Here is an 18193-nt window from a genome sequence, read left to right on the forward strand (position 1 = left end):
TTTTTGAGTCAGTAGTTATGACCCGTAAATAGGGCCGTTTAAAATGAAGATTAAAAGGTTGAGAAATTTTCTACTCAACCCTTTTCCTTCATTATTTTTTATTCATTATTCATTTGCTCTATCGCCTTCTCTACAAATTCAAAAGCTTGATTTTCGGTGATTTCGCTTAGTGTAAATGAATATGAATAAATAAATTCATCTAACGTAAAGCTAATTCGTCTAAAAGCAGGTTCCTCTCTTTCATAGACCCTGTAATAAACAGTTTTGTCGCCAATAGTGCTTTCTTCTCCTAATAGAATCCGGTTGATAGAATCAATGTGCATGAAATCTTTATTCATGATACTAAATTGAACAGTTTGCTTTACATATGCGATATGTTCACCATATAGCATTTCTATTGATCCAGCGCTGTTTTCCAGTATATGAGCGTATTGCTCTAGGTCTTCTTCTCCTACCTCCGCATTTGTATAGGCGAATGCAGCCCCCACAGGCTCCCCAATTGTTACTTTCCCATCCACATTTTCATACTCATAATGAACGCTAGCAGTCCTTAGTGGAATTCCTACATCATAAGGAATGAACACAGGTCCCCCTATCCTTGCTGCGACTTCTTTCTCTAGCTTTTCATACGGTGAATTTGCCTCTATCTCCGCTTCTTCCTTCTTGTCTCCAAGTTGACCTTCTTCCTTTTCTAACAGTTGTGTTGTTAGGAAAAAACCTCCCCCAAGCAACAAGATTCCTACTGCTACAAAAGATAGCAATGGACGAAAATCCCATTTCCATTTTGGTGGTTTTGTCAATTTTTCATGTGTCTTCATCATCTTTGCATAAACCTCCTTTTTTTCCTCTTCACCTAATTCAATAGCTTGATAACTTTTCAGTGAGGCATCTAATTTCGTCTCTTCTTGATCATGTTTCATGGTTATAGCCCTCCTTTTTCATTTGTTTCTTCAAGGCTTCTAACGCTCTGTGTAACGTAGTTTTTACTTTTCCTTCGTTCCAATTTAAAATATCTGCAGTCTCACGAATCGATAGCTCTTTTACTTTTCTCAATATAATGACATCACGATAAGACCTCTTTATCTTTTGAAGAGAACGGTACACTTGTGTTTCATATTCACCTTGCTGGGTTACCTGTTCAGGGATATAATCCGTTGAAGTTAGATTTGCAGCAAACGTTTCCATCACAAATCGAAATGACTTTCTTTTACGAAACTCATCATACGCTGCATTCCGTGCAATTTTATACAGCCAGTTTCGTTCACTTGTATCTCCTCTGTAACTATCAAGATTTAGATATGCTTTAATAAATGTGTCATGCGTCAAATCTTTCGCTAGTTCTTGATCACCGGTCATCATCAGAACATAGCGATAAATTTCATCGCTGTAATTGCCGTACCATTCGTTTAGCTTTTGTTTTGTCCATTCTCCTTCCACCCGTTTCACCTCTTTCAAAAACACTTTCGCAAATTTGCTTATTCTAAGGACGTGAAAACACCCTAAAAGTTACACTTTTTTCATCTTCCTTTATTATAAATTAAATTTTATTTACCCTTTTCATTTTCGTGTCTTATGTGAGAAATGAGGACCGGGTTTTTAAATGCAACAGATCGAGAAGCGACTATTACTCTAATAGTTGCTTTTTCATTTTTCTTAGTCCCACCAACAACAAGGTACTAATAAGTCCTTATAGATACTTTTCTTTATAAGTAAAATAGCAAAAAATGTTAAGAACAAACGTTTGATAAGTGATATAGTAAAAAAGGTAGGTGAAGTGAATGGACTATGAGATTCATATTAAGCGGACGATTGATTATATTGAAGAAAATTTGCATGAAGATATCTCATTAGAGAACTTAGCAGAGATTGCATGTTTTTCTCCATATCATTTTCATCGAATTTTTCAAGCGTTGGTTGGGGAATCGGTGATGGAGTATGTAAGAAAACGAAGGCTTACATATGCTGCAGAACGATTATATTATTCTAATGAAAAGGTATTAGATATCGCTATAGAAGTAGGATTTCAATACCAAGTGTCATTTAATCGGTCGTTTAAAAAAGTATTCGGTGTGTCACCGGTACAATATCGAAATGCTAAATCACTTTCAGGACCCTTACGTGGAAAAGCCTATCTACATCCAAAACAGTTAACAGGAGGAAGTACAATGGAACTAAAATTTGTTACGAAACCTGCATTTCACATCATTGGATACGAACTTAAAACAAAAACAGAAGACGGTCAGAACAATAAAGATATCCCGGTATTTTGGCAACATTACATTCAAAACGATTTAGGCTCAAAAATTCCTGGTCCAATTAAAAAATATGAAGAGCTTGGTATTTGTTCTGACTTTTGCTCGGAAACTGGTGAATTTGTTTATGTAATCGGAAAAGAAGTAGCTAACGGCGCAGAAGCACCTGAAGGAATGTCGTATAGAAGTTATCCTGAGCAAGAGTATGCAGTATTTACTACGCCAAAGGCAACGGATGAGACTTTCTCATCTGCCATTCAATCCACTTGGCAACATATCTTTGCTGAATGGTTCCCTCATTCAGATTATGAATATAGTGGAGTTGTAGACTTTGAGTTATATGATGAAAGGTGCTTTGGCGCTGAAAAAGTAATGGACATCTATATTCCTGTTAAGAAAAAGAATGCATAAGTACAGCCCAATTCTCTTTTATAGAGGATTGGGTTTTATTTGTTTTATCGGTTTCATTTTATCTAGACAAATATAGAAAATTGGAGCCAGACTCCAGGGCGTTAAAGTTTTAATAAGTTGGGTGTCCCCGGCACTGAAAATCGATGACCATGCTCATTCCTTCCACAAACGCATAGGATAGTTTTATGAAATGTGAAAGGATGGAGGAAAAATGCACCACTCTCATTATTTGTATCCGTATCAAAGCTTTTACTCGTATCAACCGTCTCAACAGCCTTATTATGTGAATGTTCCTAACTATGAAAGACAGTTAGGCCACTGGACTCACCCTTATGTAAACAACTCTTATCACCAATACTATTGCCACCGTTATTCGAACGAAAATGGAGGTATAGCATTACAAGATTACGGCCCAAATCCGTTTGTTGTGGATATCAATAAAGCAACGCTACAAAATGATACTTTCCGTACAGCCTTATGGACAGGGTCACAATTTCAAATTACATTGATGAGCCTTAATGTTGGCGAAGACATTGGATTAGAAATGCATCCTGATGTTGATCAATTTTTACGAATTGAACAAGGAGAAGGAATTGTTCAGATGGGGAATAGAGCAGATAACTTAACGCTACAGCAAGAAGTTTATGATGATTATTCCATCGTTATCCCTGCCGGAGCTTGGCACAATCTAACTAATACAGGTAGTACGCCACTGAAACTTTATTCCATTTACGCACCGCCAAACCACCCGTTCGGTACTGTTCACGCAACGAAAGCTGAGGCTGAGGCTGCGGAAGAGCATGAGCATACAAATGGTAACACCGTTGTTTTTGGCAAAACTCCAGATGAATGGGTGAAGTACACAGAGTTTTTGGTAGAAGAAGGGTTAGAGGATGTGCAAAGAGGAATAAATGCTACGCACATTCTTCAAGAATTTATTCTAATGGGCGTTCTAGTAGGCAAGGGCTACTCCCCAGAAGAAGCATACGAAACAGTTGAACGCTGGGAACAAACAGGAGAATCGAAACTTCTTCAGCAAAGTAAGAATATGTAGTGAGGATATGGTGGATTTTAGGGGGCAGGGCAACTACTCCTGATCCCTAAAACCCATTAAACAGTCATTTTCCAACTTGACTGCGCTAACCAACTTTCCTGCTCTTTATAGTCTGGTGATATTTTTCCGACAAGGCGCCAGAAGGAACGGTCGTGATTCAGATGCACCATATGACACATTTCATGGACAACTACATAATCAATCACTTTAATCGGGGCCATTGCCAGCCTCCAATTAAACGTTAACTTTAATTGGGAATCACAAGTTCCCCACGTAGTTTTACTATCAGAAATACGGATAGAGCGAGGTTTTACTTTAAAGTTACTTTGATAGTGTTTGATACTTTTCTCTACTAAAGCCTTACATTCTTGATAATAGAACCGCTTTAAGGCTTGTTTTATCTTTTCGTCCTCCGCCTGTTTCACATATACATTTATATGTTTTTCGTCAAACATGGCATAGTCTTGTTGAATGGTAGTATCTTGAATAATTTTTACAGGAAACGTTTTCCCTAAAAAAAGAACACTTTCCTCTTGATTATAGGCCTTCTCCTGCTGCCCAAGCAGTCTATCCTTCATTTCCTTTGATTTTTGCTGAATCAGATCCCATTTTTCTTCTAACAATTGAATCACTTTTTCATCTGGCGTACCTTTAGGAGCATGGACTTCCACATTTCCATAGCCGTCCATATGAATTGCAATGGATGTCCGATTTTTGTACTTTATCTCAAAATGAATTGTTTCTCCGGAATAAGTATGTATCATTTTATCACCTTACATATCATGTACTTTTTCAATATAGTGAGAAACCGGGACGAGGATAATTTATCATTAAAATAGAGCATTGTGACAATACGGTATAGCTACTGCATTCACCATCTTACGGAACATACGTGTATCTTTAGTCTGTAGCGTTCTAAAAAAACCTCAGACCATTAGTCCGAGGAAACGTAAAACAATCTTTACTCAAGTTAACGCTACGAACAAAATCTTCCTCACTATTTTAACTCAATAAGCGCAACGGCTTCACAATGCGTTGTCTGTGGGAACATATCAACTGGCTGGACTTCAACTGTCTTGTATCCGCCGCCTTCTAGCACTTTCAGGTCACGAGCTAACGTCGCTGGATTGCAAGAAACGTAGACTACTCTTTTAGGCTTCATTTCAATAATGGTTTGTAAAAGCGCGTCGTCACATCCTTTTCTTGGTGGATCGACGACAAGGGTGTCTGCTTTTATACCTTGTTTATACCAGTTCGGGATGACTACTTCCGCTTCCCCAACCGCAAATTCTACGTTGTTTATTTCATTTAAGGTAGCGTTTCGCTTCGCATCTTCAATTGCCTCAGGAACTATTTCTACTCCGTACACTTTTTTTGCTTTTTGCGCTAAAAATAACGAAATGGTGCCAATGCCACAATATGCATCAATGACATTTTCTTCTCCCGTAAGCTGAGCGTATTCCAAAGCCTTCCCATATAACACTTTCGTTTGCTCTGGGTTGACTTGATAGAACGAGCGTGCTGAAATGGCGAATTTTATATCACCAATGAAGTCATAAATATATTCTTCTCCCCAAAGTACGTTTGTCGCATCGCCAAAAATGACGTTCGTCTTCTTGGAGTTAACGTTTTGAACGATAGATTTTACATTAGGTACCTGCTCTGCGATTTCTGCAATAATCTCTTTTTTATTAGGTAATTCAGCCGGTTTCGTCACAAGGACAACCATTACTTCTCCTGTCACTAGCCCGTAACGTGCCATAATATGACGGAGTACACCTCTATGCTTTGGTTCATCATACGCTCTAACGCCATATTTTTCGCAAATTGCTTTAACTGTTTGGACGACTTCATCGTTCTTTTCTTGTTGAATTAAACACTCTTTCATTTCAATGATTTCGTGGGTACGCTGTTGGTAAAAACCTGCCACGAGACCACCTTCCCGCTCGCCAATAGGCACTTGCGCCTTGTTACGGTAACGCCACGGTTCGCTCATGCCAAGTACAGGGTGAACTGGGACATCTTTTAATCCACCAATTCGCTCAAGTACGTCTTGTACTTGCTTTCTTTTCGCTATTAATTGACCTTCATAGCTTAAGTGTTGAAGCTGACATCCGCCACATTGTTTATAGATTGGACATGGTGCTTCGACACGGTACGGACTCTCTTTATATGTTTCTATCAGGCGGCCAATGGCATATCCTTTTTTCACTTTTATAACTTTAATGTTTGCTTCCTCTTCAGGTAAAGCACCAGACACAAAAATAGGATAGCCATCTATCTTAGCTACCCCAGCTCCGTCATGTGTCAAATCTTCAAATGTCACATGATAGTATTCGTTTTTCTGAACTGGAGGTATGGTTGTATTCATATCAGATCTTCCTTCACGTTAAAATGCTTATCCGATTGTACCATATTCCACTCTGTTCATTCCAGTTCACTAAATGATTTAATCTGCGTTTCGAACAAATAAATACGCAATAAAACCTAAAGGGCCAAGGATAAAGACGATTAGTGCCCATAAACATCCAATGTTTGTGCCACGTTTATCGGCAGCATCATTGTAAACCCAAAATAAAGCTACAATTCCGATAACCCACCATAATAGAAAAAATATTTCCATTTGAAATCCCCCTATATATCTAAGTTTCTAACAATCAAATATGCTAAAAGCCCAATCGGTCCTAAAATTAGTACAACTAATGCCCATATACAACCAATATTGGTACCTTGTTTCTTTTGTGCATCAAAAAACACCCATAAAAAGGCGATTAAACATAACAGCCAAACAATCGGAAAAACAAGTGCCAATAACGCAATATCCATCGCGGCCACTTCCTTTTATTTTGTAAGATACCTTATGTCATATTTACGTTATAATAATGTAAAAGTTTCTAAATTTCGTATTATATTAAAAATAAAATTCGGTGTGAAATGGGGACGGGGTTCGTTTCACATTTAACTAAACACATTAGTTAACGAAGGTTATTCGATAATGTGAAATAAACCCCGTCCCCATTTCACACTTTAAAGATTGGCGGATGATTATTATGTATACACCGAAGTATTATAGGTTGGAAAATGAGGATAACGTGTTTCAAGTTATAGAGGAAAATTCGTTTGCTACTGTAGTTTCTTATAAAGATGGCGTGCCAACCGCAACTCACATACCATTGCTGGTACATAGGGAAGAGAATTATTTATCTGGTCATTTTGCACGTGCTAATAAACAGTGGAGAGAATTGGATGGACAAGAAGTGTTAGCTATTTTTCATGGACCACATAGTTATATTTCTCCATCTTGGTATGAAACAACCGATGCGGTACCTACTTGGAATTACGTAGCTGTTCATGTTTATGGAAAAGTAGAGATAGTAGAAGATGCTGAAGAGGTTAAAGCACTGCTTTCTAAAATGGTTGATAAGTATGAAGGAGTGGACAGCTCTTATAAGCTCGAAAATGTATCTGCGAGTTACTTAGATGGCTTATATAACGGACTGGTTTGTTTTAAACTTCCTATTAGCAGAGTGGAAGCCACTGCAAAGTTAAGTCAAAATCATTCCGTTGAAAGGCAAGGTCGAGTAGTGAATGAGTTGCAAAAGGTCGGTACTGATCAAGCAAAAGACGTTGCGAAATGGATGAAGGGTTGAGAGATATGTTATGACGGTCGGTTTCGTCTATGTGAAATCAATTCCGTCTCTTTTTTTATGTTATCATGATGTGTGTAGATGTAAACTGGGGACGGGGTTTGATTTCACATTCCTTTATAAATGAGAAATAAACCCCGTACCGGATTATCATGGAGGTGAGCTTTTTGGAGATTAGAAGACCCGCTCGTTTTTCTGCTAGGTTTTTAGCAAGTTTGCTTGATTCACTTATTGTTACTGGTGTTGTTTTGACATTTATTACTTTTGTGGCAAGCGACCAGTTAAGTGATTTATTAAGAGGGTTAATGGTACAACTACTTTACACCGCATACTCAACGCTTGTGCCCTCTTTATGGCATGGTTATGATATTGGTAAAAGGATTTGCAAAATTAGAATACGTAGATATAAGGACAATGAATTTGTTACATTTCCAAATATGATTTTACGTGAATTTGTCGGCCGATTTCTCCTTACTTTTCTTACATTCGGCATAAGTATTATCATTAGTATCTTCATGGTTATATTCCGCGATGATAAAAGAGCAATTCATGATTTTATTGGAGGAACGTATGTGAGTGAGGACTAATCTAAGATGAAAATTGGGGACGGGGTTAGATTTCACATTGGAATGTGAAATCTAACCCCGTCCCCAATTTCTTATTTTTCTGCTCTTTCTTTCGATACGATAAATTCTACATGTCTGTATAGGTTTTCGAATTCTCCTGGCAATAAGCCACCGAATTCGCCATCTAAGTTAAGTTGCATTTTTTCTTTTGTTTGTATTTTGATACGGTTTGCTTTTGTGTAGATGATATGTGAATCTTTAATATGCTCTCCACGAAGAGCTAATGTTGCTACTTTAATAAAGTCGGCGATGTTCGCCTTTTTTAAGATAATAAGGTCAAACATTCCATCGTTCAAACAAGAATCTGGTGCTAGTTTTTCAAAACCGCCTACTGAATTGGTTAGTGATACAAGAAATAACATAATTTCCCCTTCGTACACTTTTCCATCGTATTCAATATAAACATCTGACGGCCTAATAGAAGGTAACATCTCGATACCTTTTAAGTAGTATGCTAATTGACCAATGGCTGTTTTTAGCTTACTTGGTACATCGTATGTTAGTTCCGTCAATTTTCCGCCACCTGCAATGTTAATAAAATACTGCTGACTATCACCTTGTACCACTTTTCCAATATCAACGGGCATTGGTACCCCGTTTGCAATCAATCTAGCAGCTTCTAAAATATCTTCACGAGGCAAGCCAAGAGCACGTCCAAAGTCGTTAGTCGTACCAACAGGGATTACTCCGATCTTTGGTCGATATTCTTGTTCTGCAAGACCGTTTATTACTTCATTAATCGTACCGTCTCCACCTGCAGCGATTACTAAGTCATACTTACGCTCGACTGCTACTCTCGCTGCACTAATCGCATCACCTGAGCACGTTGTCGCATGACAAGAAGTCTCGTAGCCTGCTTGTTCCATTATCGCCAACACTTCAGGTAAATGCTTCTTAAACAATTCTCTTCCAGATGTAGGATTATATATAATTCGTGCTCGTTTCATGTATTCATCATCCTATTTTTTAATTTCGGCTTATCATACAGTCTTCTCATCCTCATACCAAATAAAGGGAATAAATATCCGCTAGATTACATATTAGCTCAAATAGCCTGTATAAAGCAATTATTATGTCTGAAAACAGTATAGTATTCGTAGCAAAGTGATGAAATTCGTCGGGGGAAAATCTTCCATTTAAAAATTAAAGCCACCAGCGAGAAGATGTTCGTTGGTGGCCTTATGCATTTGATTAGTCTTGTTGCTTATCTTGGCCAGTTGGCTCTGTGCTGTTTTGTTTTACTGCATTTTTGGCTGCGATTTCGTTTGTTAACGAGTCGATGCTGCCACGCACGTTTGCTTTTCCAGAGAAGTTTTCGATTAACTCTTTTACATCAATGCCAGAAGAAGCTTTTAATGATTCTTGTAGTGTGGACATTAAGTTTGTTGCGTAACCAGTAATTTTGTTAGCACCGCTGTTCTCACCGTTTCCACCAGTATCGACAACTGTAATTTTGTCGATGTTGCTAAGTGGGCTTGCAACTTGTTTTGCATATTCAGGAAGCATTTTTAAAATCATATCTAGAATTGCGGCTTGACCGAACTGCTCGAATGCTTCTGCAATCTTTTCTTTCGCTTCTGCTTCTGCTAAACCTTTTAGTCGGATAATCTCCGCTTGCGTTTCCCCTTGCGCACGTTCTGCATCTGCTTTTGCGATACCGTCGATACGTACTTTTTCTGCTTCTGCTTTTGCCATTGCTTCGATACGGTATTTTTGAGCATCGGCTTCTGCCATTTGACGAGCTTTATCTGCCGCAGCTGCTTGCTCTACAGCGTAACGATCCGCATCTGCTTTCTTCTTTACTTCAGAATCATATTGACGCTCACGGCGAAGAATCTCTTTTTCTTCTAGTTCAATTTGTTTTTGACGCTCAATAATTTGAACTTGCATTTGTTGCTCTGTAACTTCTTGCTTCGAACGCGCTTCTTCTAAATGGTACGCTTGGTCAGCACGTGCTTTGGCACTGTCTTGCTCTCTTCTATATTCTGCTACTTTTAGCTGATTAATTTTCTCTGCTTCTGCAATTTCAGTTGCACGTTCTAACTCAGCACGTTGCGCATCCTTTGATGCTTCCGCACGTTTAATACGTGTTTCTTTATCCGCTTCAGCTGTTGCAATATCTGCGTCACGTTTTACTTGGGCAATACGTGGACGTCCAAGAGATTCTAAGTATCCATTGTTATCGCGAATATCACGGATGGTAAAAGATACAATAATTAGACCCATTTTTGCTAAGTCTTGTGAAGCAACACGTTGAACTTCTTGAGAGAATTTTTCACGATTTTTGTAGATTTCTTCTACTGTCATCGATCCAAGAATAGAACGTAAGTGACCTTCTAATACTTCACGTGCTTCATTCTCTAAATCTTCTTTTCTTTTTCCTAAAAATTGCTCCGCAGCTGTAGCAATGTCACCGATGGAGTTACCGATTTTAATAATCGCTGTACCGTCTGCCATTACTGGAACACCTTGTTCTGTATATACCTCTGGTGTTCTTACGTCTAATTTAATAGATAGTAAGCTTAGTGGTTCTGCTTGTTGGAATACTGGAACGATAAATGCACCGCCACCTCGGACGATTTTAATTTTATTTCCCGATTCGTCTACATGAACATTTTTCCCACCTAAGTAGCTACCTGTTATGATTAACGCTTCGTCTGGACCAACTGTCTTATACCTTGCTACAAATACACCAATTAGTGCAAGAAGTAAAAAGACTACAATACCAATAATGATTAAAATTTCTGCTTCCATTGTGTTTCCCTCCTATTGATTTGTCTCTAAAAACTCATTATATGGAGTAACGAAAATTACCCCTTTTTGAACATCGATGATTAATACTTCTGTATCGTAAGGAATCGCTACATTGTTAAAACTTTGCGCCGATCGATTCACCGTACTACCACCAATGGACATAACTACTTCCCCAAAACCATCTTCCGGTATAGATATGATTACTTTTCCTACTTTCCCTTTTAAATCTTCATCTGAATATCCAAGTGACGTTTCTGCTGACTTAAGTGGGATGAAAACAAAAAGATAGAGTAACGTTACTAGAAATAGTGAAATGATAGAAGAAATGATTAGTGTGACACCACTACTTACTCCTATAAACTTTTCTAAAATGTATCCTGATGCAGAAAAGATCGTAAAAAATGATAAAATAACGGATGGATTAAAAGGACCAGCCTCCACTGCACCAAAAATTCCATCAAGAATATCTCCTAGTAAAATGTAAAGCAATGTAAAACACCCAAATATAACTAATGACCATAAATAAATGCTCACCATGTCCATGCCAAACAACGTCATACGCATCTTCTCCTACTTATGTTTTCATTGCATTTTTCCCTACCTGAGAGAGTTTCATAATGTACTATTACTTTACGAAAAACGAGTTGAAACTAATTTTTATCAATCAGTAAGTAACAAAATTACAAACATGCTACTTAATTGGAAAGTAATAATTTCGTTTTTCACTAAACGAAACTCAAAAAAATTTCCCTACCTTTACTAATTATACAAAGTATTGTAAAAACCTTTCTACTTTATTACGAAATATTAATTTAAAAGTTTCAAATTTAGGAAATTATTTTATAATGAAATTACAAGGAAGAATAAGTTTAAAGGAGAGCCATTTTGAAAATTCATCATTTCGGTTTATCTATTGTAATATGTCTAATTGTAACTGGATGTTCAAATTTATATTCTGTAGAAATAAAGGAGCAATTATTAGTAGAGAAACACGTACAAAAAACGATTGAGTTAAATGCAAAAAGATATGACCTGAACGGATTTCTCGTTGTAAAAGTGGAAGAGGAATTAGAGAGTGAAATAGTAGAATCTCCTCCAGTTGTCGAAGTAAAGCCAACTCCAGCAGATAAGCCTAAGGAAGAAGAGAAACCGAAGCAAGAGGAAAAACCTAAAAAGAAAGACGTACCAAAGGAAGAAGCGATCCCTGTAGTATCTAATCCTACTGCAGTAGCAGTTGTCGTAAATAAACAACGAGCATTACCTAAAAATCACCGTCCTAATGACCTTGTACGTCCGAATGTGCGGTTTTCTTTCGGCGATAAAAAAGTAGAAAATGCACTACTTCGTAAAGAAGCATCTAAGGCATTAGAAAAAATGTTCCATAGTGCTGAAGCAGAGAATATTATTTTTTATGCTAGGTCAGGTTATAGATCTTACGAAACACAATCATGGTTATTTGATCAAGAAATTAAGAATTATGGTTATGAAAAAGCGGTGTTATATGTCGCTAGGCCTGGTACAAGCGAACATCAGACTGGACTAGCAATGGATATAACAGCTAAGAGTGTTAACTTGCAGTTAACCGAAAAATTTGAGAAGACTGAGGAAGGTAAATGGTTGGCTAGCCATGCACACGAATATGGTTTTATTTTACGTTATCCTAAAGGAAAAACCGATATAACAGGCTACGCTTTTGAACCATGGCATTTTCGATATATTGGTGTGGAATTAGCAACAGAAGTGTTTAATAGTGGACTTACTTTGGAAGAGTATATGAATGGGATTGGGGAGATTTAGTTTTAGGGATTAGGGGTTGTTAGATGCTTGGCTAAAAGTGGTCAGGTATTTGCCAAAGTGAACTTCATCAGCCTTATCAAGTTTATTTTCTATTGTTTTCTTGGCCAAAGTGAACTTCATACGCCTTATCAAGTTCAATTTCTGTTTTTTGCTCGGTCAAAATGAACTTCATACGACTTATGAAGGTCATCTTCCTCTTTTTTTCTCGTCCGAAAAAATTCTATAATTTCCTTAAAACTAAAAATCCCCGCTCCAATCGAGAGCAGGGACACCGAACTAACTTAGTATATATTTTTACCTCTTCTTCATTTCCTCTAACAAAATCCCATTTACCATCTGCGGGTTCGCTTGACCTTTTGAAGCTTTCATAATTTGACCAACTAAAAAGCCGATTGCTCTCTCTTTACCCGCCTTAAAATCTTCCACAGATTGCGGATTCGCATCAAGGGCGTCCGTAACCATTTGACGAAGTGCACCTTCATCCGAGATCTGGACTAAGCCTTTTGCTTTTACAATCTCTTCAGCCTCTCCACCATTTTCAATTAACTCTTTAAATACCTTTTTCGCTATTTTAGACGAAATAGTACCTTTTTCTAGCAGCTTAATCATACCAGCTAATCCACTAGGAGTTAGCGAAGTATCTTCAAGATCTTTGCCCTCGGCGTTCAAATACGCAGAAACCTCTCCCATTAACCAGTTAGATGAAAGTTTTGGATCTGCCCCACTGTCAACCGTTTCCTCAAAGAAATCTGCCATTTCTTTCGTTACCGTTAATACTTGGGCATCATAAGCTGGCAAGCCGAGCTCGTCGATATATCTCTTTTTACGAGCATCAGGTAATACGGGAATCGACTTTCGCACTCTTTCTTTCCACTCATCATCAATATGTAACGCTAATAAATCCGGTTCTGGGAAATAACGATAGTCGTCCGAACCTTCTTTTACACGCATTAAAATAGTCGTTTTCGTTGCCTCGTCATAACGGCGAGTTTCTTGGCGAATTTCTCGACCTGCATTCAATACTTCTGCTTGACGCTTTTCTTCGAACTCTAATCCTTTTTGAACGAATGCAAAGCTGTTTAAATTCTTCAATTCCGTTTTCGTCCCAAACTCTTTTTGCCCAACAGGACGTAGTGAGATGTTCGCATCACAGCGTAATGATCCTTCTTCCATCTTACAATCTGATACACCTGTATATTGGATAATGGACTTTAATTTTTCTAAATAAGCATATGCTTCTTCAGGTGTACGAATATCCGGCTCTGATACAATTTCCACTAACGGCGTACCTTGACGGTTAAAATCGACTAATGAATATCCTTCATTTGTATGTGTTAATTTTCCTGCATCTTCTTCTAAATGAAGACGAGTAATGCCAATTCGTTTTTTCTCTCCATTTACTTCAATATCAATCCAGCCATTTTCTCCGATTGGCTTATCAAACTGAGATATTTGGTATGCTTTCGGGTTATCTGGATAAAAGTAATTTTTACGGTCAAACTTCGTATCTGTTGCAACTTCACAGTTTAGTGCCATTGCGGCTTTCATCGCAAATTCCACCGCTTGCTTATTTAAAACAGGTAAAACACCTGGATATCCTAATTCTACAACACTTGTATTCGTGTTTGGCTCAGCCCCGAATTCATTTGGACTTGCTGAAAATATTTTCGAACGTGTTTTAAGCTCTACATGAACTTCCAATCCAATAATTGTTTCAAAACCCACATTTCTCACCCCTTACAAGTTTGGCTTTTGTTTATGATAATCTGTTGCTTGCTCAAAAGCATGTGCTACCTGATAAATGATTGCCTCATCAAAATGCTTTCCGATAATTTGTAGACCAACAGGCATCCCATCCACGAATCCAGCCGGTACTGAAATTCCTGGCACTCCTGCTAAGTTCACTGGAATGGTTAAAATATCGTTTGCATACATTGTCATTGGATCGTCCATCTTCTCTCCAACCTTAAAAGCAGGTGTAGGCGTAGTAGGTCCAACAATCACATCGTATTTCTCAAAAACTTCTTCAAAGTCTTGCTTTATTAACGTACGCACTTTTTGCGCTTTTATATAGTAAGCATCATAGTGCCCAGCACTTAAAGCGTATGTACCTAACATAATACGACGCTTTACTTCCGGTCCAAAGCCTTCGCTACGAGTGTTCTTATACATTTCTAGTAAGTTTTTCGCATTGTCGGTTCGGTATCCGTATCGAACACCGTCAAAGCGAGCTAAGTTCGCAGAAGCCTCCGAAGATGACAATAAATAATACGTCGCTAAAGCATATTTGGAATGTGGCAACGAAACCTCTTCCCACGTTGCTCCAAGACCTTCTAACACTTTTAACGCATCTAATACAGACTGACGAACCTCTTCTGTTACACCTTCTCCTAAATACTCTTTCGGAACGGCGATTTTCAACCCACTCACATCACCAGTTAAGCCTGATAGAAAATCCGGCACATCTGCATTAGCAGACGTCGAATCCATCGGGTCTATTCCAGATATCGCTTGAAGCAAGTATGCATTATCTTCCACAGTTCTTGTTATTGGGCCAATTTGGTCTAAACTTGACGCAAAAGCTACTAAGCCATAGCGAGATACACGTCCATAAGTAGGTTTTAAACCAACCACCCCACAAAATGCCGCTGGCTGACGGATAGAGCCACCCGTATCAGTTCCAAGTGAGAAAAACACTTCCCCAGCTGCAACTGCGGCAGCAGAACCACCACTAGATCCCCCTGGAACTCTGTCTAAATCCCATGGGTTGCGCGTTGTAGCAAATGCAGAATTTTCATTCGAAGACCCCATACCAAATTCATCCATATTGATTTTCCCGATTGTAATGGTTTGGGCTGCTTTTAATTTCTCTACAACTGTCGCATCGTAGACTGGATCGAAGTCTGCTAATATTTTACTCGCACAAGTAGTACGAATTCCTTTTGTAACAATATTGTCCTTAATACCGATTGGTAGTCCGAACAGTAAGCCATGTTCTTTATCTAGACCAATCGTTTCATCTAAAGCTTTCGCATAACTTCTAGCATTCTCTTCATCTAATGATAGGAATGCTTGTACTTTACCATCGACTTCCTGAATTCTTTTATAAGACTCGTCTACTAAGTCTGTAATAGAGATTTCTTTTTTATGAATTAAACTATGTAGTTCAGATATTTTTTTATCAAATAATGACACTACTACCCCTCCTTACTGCTCAATGATTGTTGGAACGCGAATTTGCCCATCTTTATGGTCAGGGGCATTTTTTAACACTTCTTTAATTGGTAAGCCGCTACTTACAACATCTTCTCTCATTACATTTTTCATATGTAATACGTGTGATGTTGGTTGTACATCTTCTGTATCTAATTCATTCAACTTTTCAGCGAAAGTAATGATGGCATCTAATTGCTTTGTAAACATTTCTGCCTCTTCTTCTGAGATGGCAAGTCGCGCTAAATTAGCAACATGATTTACTTGATCTTTAGAAATACGGGACATCCTTTTCACCTCGGTATGTTCAGATATGAATAATATACTAATAATACTAAACTTTTCATGCAACTAGCAACGCAGACGGAATTCCACTCAAAAAAGATTCGTATTTCTTCTATATAAATAGTAGAATATTTGAACGAAAAAGTTCGTTATAATATTCAGAATAGTTTTACTTTTATTATTTTTCAAGAGTGCTTTATGCCTATAGTAGCAACGGATGAACTGGGAAATCTTGAACGAAGGAAACGGTTTAATCACTTGAATAAAAGGGAAAACTTTGTTAGGTTATATAACCGTAGCCAGTTAGCGATATTTCGAACGCAAGGAAATGTCGCAAAATAGATAGATAATAGGGAGTTGGTTTTATGGATACTGGTACCTTTATTTCATTAGCGTTATACTTCATTGCCATGTTAGGGATTGGATTATACGCGTATAAAAAATCTACAAGTGACCTGTCCGGTTATATGCTTGGTGGACGCCGTCTTGGTCCAGGGGTTACAGCATTATCGGCTGGAGCATCTGACATGAGTGGTTGGATGTTAATGGGTCTTCCAGGTGCGATGTATGTTTCTGGTATATCAAGCATTTGGATTGCAATCGGTTTAACAATCGGTGCGTATTTGAACTATATTATCGTTGCCCCACGTCTTCGTACTTACACAGAAGTAGCGAACGATTCTATTACAATCCCAGATTTCTTTGAAAACCGTTTCTTTGACGGTACTCGATTACTACGTTTCGTATCTGCGGTCGTTATTATTATTTTCTTTACTTTATACACATCTTCGGGTTTAGTAGCAGGCGGGACATTGTTTAATAGTGCATTTAATATGGACTATAAAGTAGGCTTATTTGTAACTGCAGGTGTAGTTGTTGCCTATACTTTATTTGGTGGATTTTTAGCTGTTAGTTTAACAGACTTTGTTCAAGGGTGTATTATGTTCTTAGCACTCGTACTAGTCCCAATCGTAGCTTTTACACACCTTGGTGGTCCTGCACAAACATTTGATGAAATCCGTGCAATTGATCCTTCGTACCTGAATTTATTTTCGGGAATGACTGTTTTAGGAATTATTTCTTTATTAGCATGGGGCTTAGGTTACTTCGGTCAGCCACATATTATTGTTCGATTTATGGCAATAAAAAATGTGAAAGACTTAAAAGCTGCACGACGTATCGGTATTAGCTGGATGACGGTTTCTATCATTGGTGCGATGGCTACTGGTCTTGTCGGTATTGCTTATGTATCCCAAACTGGGGTAAGCTTTTCCAATGATGATGCGGAAACAATCTTTATTGTGTTATCGCAAATATTGTTTGATCCCATAATTGGAGGGTTTTTACTTGCAGCCATTTTAGCAGCAATCATGAGTACAATTTCTTCTCAATTACTAGTTACATCAAGTGCCCTTACAGAAGATTTTTATAAAACATTTTTAAGAAAAGAAGCAACGGATAAAGAGTTAGTTTTAGCAGGTCGTATTTCGGTATTGATCGTCGCTTTAGTTGCGATTATGTTATCTTATACACCAAACGACACTATCTTAAACCTTGTTGGTAATGCGTGGGCTGGATTTGGTGCTGCATTTGGACCAGTTATCATTTTAAGCTTGTACTGGAAGCGAATGAATCGCTGGGGTGCTTTAGCTGGTATGTTAACAGGTGCGTTAACGGTACTATTCTGGATTTACGCTCCAATTGAAATAGATGGACAATCATTAAGTGGTTGGATGTACGAAATGGTTCCCGGTTTTGTCCTTGCAACCATTGCAGTAATTGTTGTGTCTTATTTAACAAACTTCCCACGTAAAAAAGTACGTGAAGGCTTTAAAGAGATGGAAGATACGTTAGAAGAGGAAACAAAATAAGTAAAAAAGGTTATGCTGAGCAGTGCCTTGGCATAACCTTTTTTGTTATTTTGGACTTTATGTTTCAATCCACTGGCTTTGTGTTTCAATTTTAAGTGGTTGTGTTTCAATCTTTGCTCCTTTTGTTTCAATCCTTCATCTGACACTTGTTTGTGTTTCAATTTGATCACTTTCTGTTTCAATTTCTACTGGTTGTGTTTCAATCCTGCTGACTTGTGTTTCAATTTCACTCTCTGACCATAATAAAAGCCCACTACCTCCAAATAAGGTAATGGGCTTCATT

Annotated in this window: 19 protein-coding genes; 6 read left to right on the forward strand and 13 right to left on the reverse strand. The window is 38.0% G+C overall.

Features of this window, described 5'->3' with window-relative positions; translation table 11 throughout:
- Positions 1 to 98: 98 nt before the first annotated feature.
- Together CDZ89_RS18155 and CDZ89_RS18160 are read right to left on the reverse strand one after the other, a co-directional pair.
- The gene (locus CDZ89_RS18155) at positions 99 to 920 is read right to left on the reverse strand and encodes a hypothetical protein (RefSeq protein ID WP_100334185.1); all 822 of its coding nucleotides are present in this window, start codon (positions 918 to 920) and stop codon (positions 99 to 101) included.
- Complete coding sequence (locus CDZ89_RS18160) at positions 910 to 1437, reverse strand: RNA polymerase sigma factor (RefSeq protein WP_157842796.1); 528 nt, start codon at positions 1435 to 1437, stop codon at positions 910 to 912. The genes CDZ89_RS18155 and CDZ89_RS18160 overlap by 11 nt, the downstream gene beginning before the upstream one ends.
- Before the next feature lie 341 nt (positions 1438 to 1778).
- Between CDZ89_RS18160 and CDZ89_RS18165 the strand changes: the two genes are divergently transcribed.
- Together CDZ89_RS18165 and CDZ89_RS18170 are read left to right on the forward strand one after the other, a co-directional pair.
- A complete protein-coding gene (locus CDZ89_RS18165) occupies positions 1779 to 2663 on the forward strand; it encodes an AraC family transcriptional regulator (protein ID WP_100334187.1) in 885 nt (294 codons plus the stop codon).
- A 211-nt stretch (positions 2664 to 2874) separates the two neighbouring features.
- Positions 2875 to 3717, forward strand: coding sequence for a cupin domain-containing protein (locus tag CDZ89_RS18170; protein ID WP_100334188.1), 843 nt, complete (start codon positions 2875 to 2877; stop codon positions 3715 to 3717).
- A 56-nt stretch (positions 3718 to 3773) separates the two neighbouring features.
- Here the strand turns inward: CDZ89_RS18170 and CDZ89_RS18175 are convergent, their stop codons facing one another.
- The 4 genes from CDZ89_RS18175 to CDZ89_RS18185 all read right to left on the reverse strand — a co-directional run bounded on the left by CDZ89_RS18175 (position 3774) and on the right by CDZ89_RS18185 (position 6543).
- Complete coding sequence (locus tag CDZ89_RS18175) at positions 3774 to 4481, reverse strand: M48 family metallopeptidase (protein WP_100334189.1); 708 nt, start codon at positions 4479 to 4481, stop codon at positions 3774 to 3776.
- 233 nt (positions 4482 to 4714) lie between these two features.
- Complete coding sequence (rlmD, locus tag CDZ89_RS18180; protein ID WP_100334190.1) at positions 4715 to 6088, reverse strand: 23S rRNA (uracil(1939)-C(5))-methyltransferase RlmD; 1374 nt, start codon at positions 6086 to 6088, stop codon at positions 4715 to 4717.
- A gap of 78 nt (positions 6089 to 6166) precedes the next feature.
- Positions 6167 to 6340, reverse strand: a complete 174-nt coding sequence (locus CDZ89_RS19830) for a hypothetical protein (RefSeq protein WP_227521553.1) — start codon at positions 6338 to 6340, stop codon at positions 6167 to 6169.
- A gap of 11 nt (positions 6341 to 6351) precedes the next feature.
- Positions 6352 to 6543 carry a hypothetical protein gene (locus CDZ89_RS18185; protein ID WP_096155790.1) on the reverse strand — a complete coding sequence of 64 codons (192 nt, stop codon included), beginning with the start codon at positions 6541 to 6543 and terminating at the stop codon, positions 6352 to 6354.
- Between the two features lie 224 nt (positions 6544 to 6767).
- Between CDZ89_RS18185 and CDZ89_RS18190 the strand changes: the two genes are divergently transcribed.
- Together CDZ89_RS18190 and CDZ89_RS18195 are read left to right on the forward strand one after the other, a co-directional pair.
- The gene (locus CDZ89_RS18190) at positions 6768 to 7367 is read left to right on the forward strand and encodes an FMN-binding negative transcriptional regulator (RefSeq protein WP_096155791.1); all 600 of its coding nucleotides are present in this window, start codon (positions 6768 to 6770) and stop codon (positions 7365 to 7367) included.
- A gap of 164 nt (positions 7368 to 7531) precedes the next feature.
- Positions 7532 to 7951, forward strand: a complete 420-nt coding sequence (locus CDZ89_RS18195; RefSeq protein WP_227521554.1) for an RDD family protein — start codon at positions 7532 to 7534, stop codon at positions 7949 to 7951.
- Between the two features lie 71 nt (positions 7952 to 8022).
- Here CDZ89_RS18195 and CDZ89_RS18200 read toward each other — a convergent pair whose 3' ends face one another.
- From CDZ89_RS18200 to CDZ89_RS18210, 3 genes are all read right to left on the reverse strand, one after another.
- A complete protein-coding gene (locus CDZ89_RS18200; RefSeq protein ID WP_096155793.1) occupies positions 8023 to 8937 on the reverse strand; it encodes a diacylglycerol kinase in 915 nt (304 codons plus the stop codon).
- 244 nt (positions 8938 to 9181) lie between these two features.
- A complete protein-coding gene (locus CDZ89_RS18205; protein WP_227521555.1) occupies positions 9182 to 10744 on the reverse strand; it encodes a flotillin family protein in 1563 nt (520 codons plus the stop codon).
- Positions 10745 to 10756: 12 nt separating this feature from the next.
- Positions 10757 to 11302, reverse strand: a complete 546-nt coding sequence (locus CDZ89_RS18210; protein ID WP_096155794.1) for an NfeD family protein — start codon at positions 11300 to 11302, stop codon at positions 10757 to 10759.
- A gap of 327 nt (positions 11303 to 11629) precedes the next feature.
- Here CDZ89_RS18210 and CDZ89_RS18215 point away from each other — a divergent pair, with 327 nt between their 5' ends.
- Positions 11630 to 12541: a M15 family metallopeptidase gene (locus CDZ89_RS18215; protein WP_227521556.1), complete on the forward strand. Its 912-nt coding sequence runs from the start codon at positions 11630 to 11632 to the stop codon at positions 12539 to 12541.
- Positions 12542 to 12835: 294 nt separating this feature from the next.
- On the opposite strand, the gene gatB is transcribed toward CDZ89_RS18215, so the two are convergent.
- Genes gatB through gatC form a run of 3 tightly spaced genes read right to left on the reverse strand, consistent with a single transcriptional unit; the run spans position 12836 to position 16042 of the window.
- Positions 12836 to 14266 (reverse strand): Asp-tRNA(Asn)/Glu-tRNA(Gln) amidotransferase subunit GatB, encoded by a 1431-nt coding sequence (gatB, locus tag CDZ89_RS18220; RefSeq protein WP_100334191.1) that lies wholly within the window; start codon positions 14264 to 14266, stop codon positions 12836 to 12838.
- 12 nt (positions 14267 to 14278) lie between these two features.
- Positions 14279 to 15736, reverse strand: coding sequence for an Asp-tRNA(Asn)/Glu-tRNA(Gln) amidotransferase subunit GatA (gatA, locus tag CDZ89_RS18225; RefSeq protein ID WP_096155796.1), 1458 nt, complete (start codon positions 15734 to 15736; stop codon positions 14279 to 14281).
- A 12-nt stretch (positions 15737 to 15748) separates the two neighbouring features.
- Positions 15749 to 16042 carry an Asp-tRNA(Asn)/Glu-tRNA(Gln) amidotransferase subunit GatC gene (gene gatC, locus CDZ89_RS18230; protein ID WP_100334192.1) on the reverse strand — a complete coding sequence of 98 codons (294 nt, stop codon included), beginning with the start codon at positions 16040 to 16042 and terminating at the stop codon, positions 15749 to 15751.
- Positions 16043 to 16404: 362 nt separating this feature from the next.
- Here gatC and putP point away from each other — a divergent pair, with 362 nt between their 5' ends.
- Entirely contained in the window at positions 16405 to 17910 is a 1506-nt protein-coding gene (gene putP, locus CDZ89_RS18235; RefSeq protein WP_096155798.1) for a sodium/proline symporter PutP, read from the forward strand.
- 135 nt (positions 17911 to 18045) lie between these two features.
- On the opposite strand, the gene CDZ89_RS19835 is transcribed toward putP, so the two are convergent.
- A complete protein-coding gene (locus tag CDZ89_RS19835; RefSeq protein WP_157842797.1) occupies positions 18046 to 18192 on the reverse strand; it encodes a hypothetical protein in 147 nt (48 codons plus the stop codon).
- Between the last annotated feature and the right edge of the window lies 1 nt (position 18193).

The organism is Bacillus alkalisoli (assembly GCF_002797415.1).
In the GTDB taxonomy this organism is placed as follows: Bacteria; Bacillota; Bacilli; order Bacillales; family Bacillaceae_I; genus Bacillus_CD; species Bacillus_CD alkalisoli.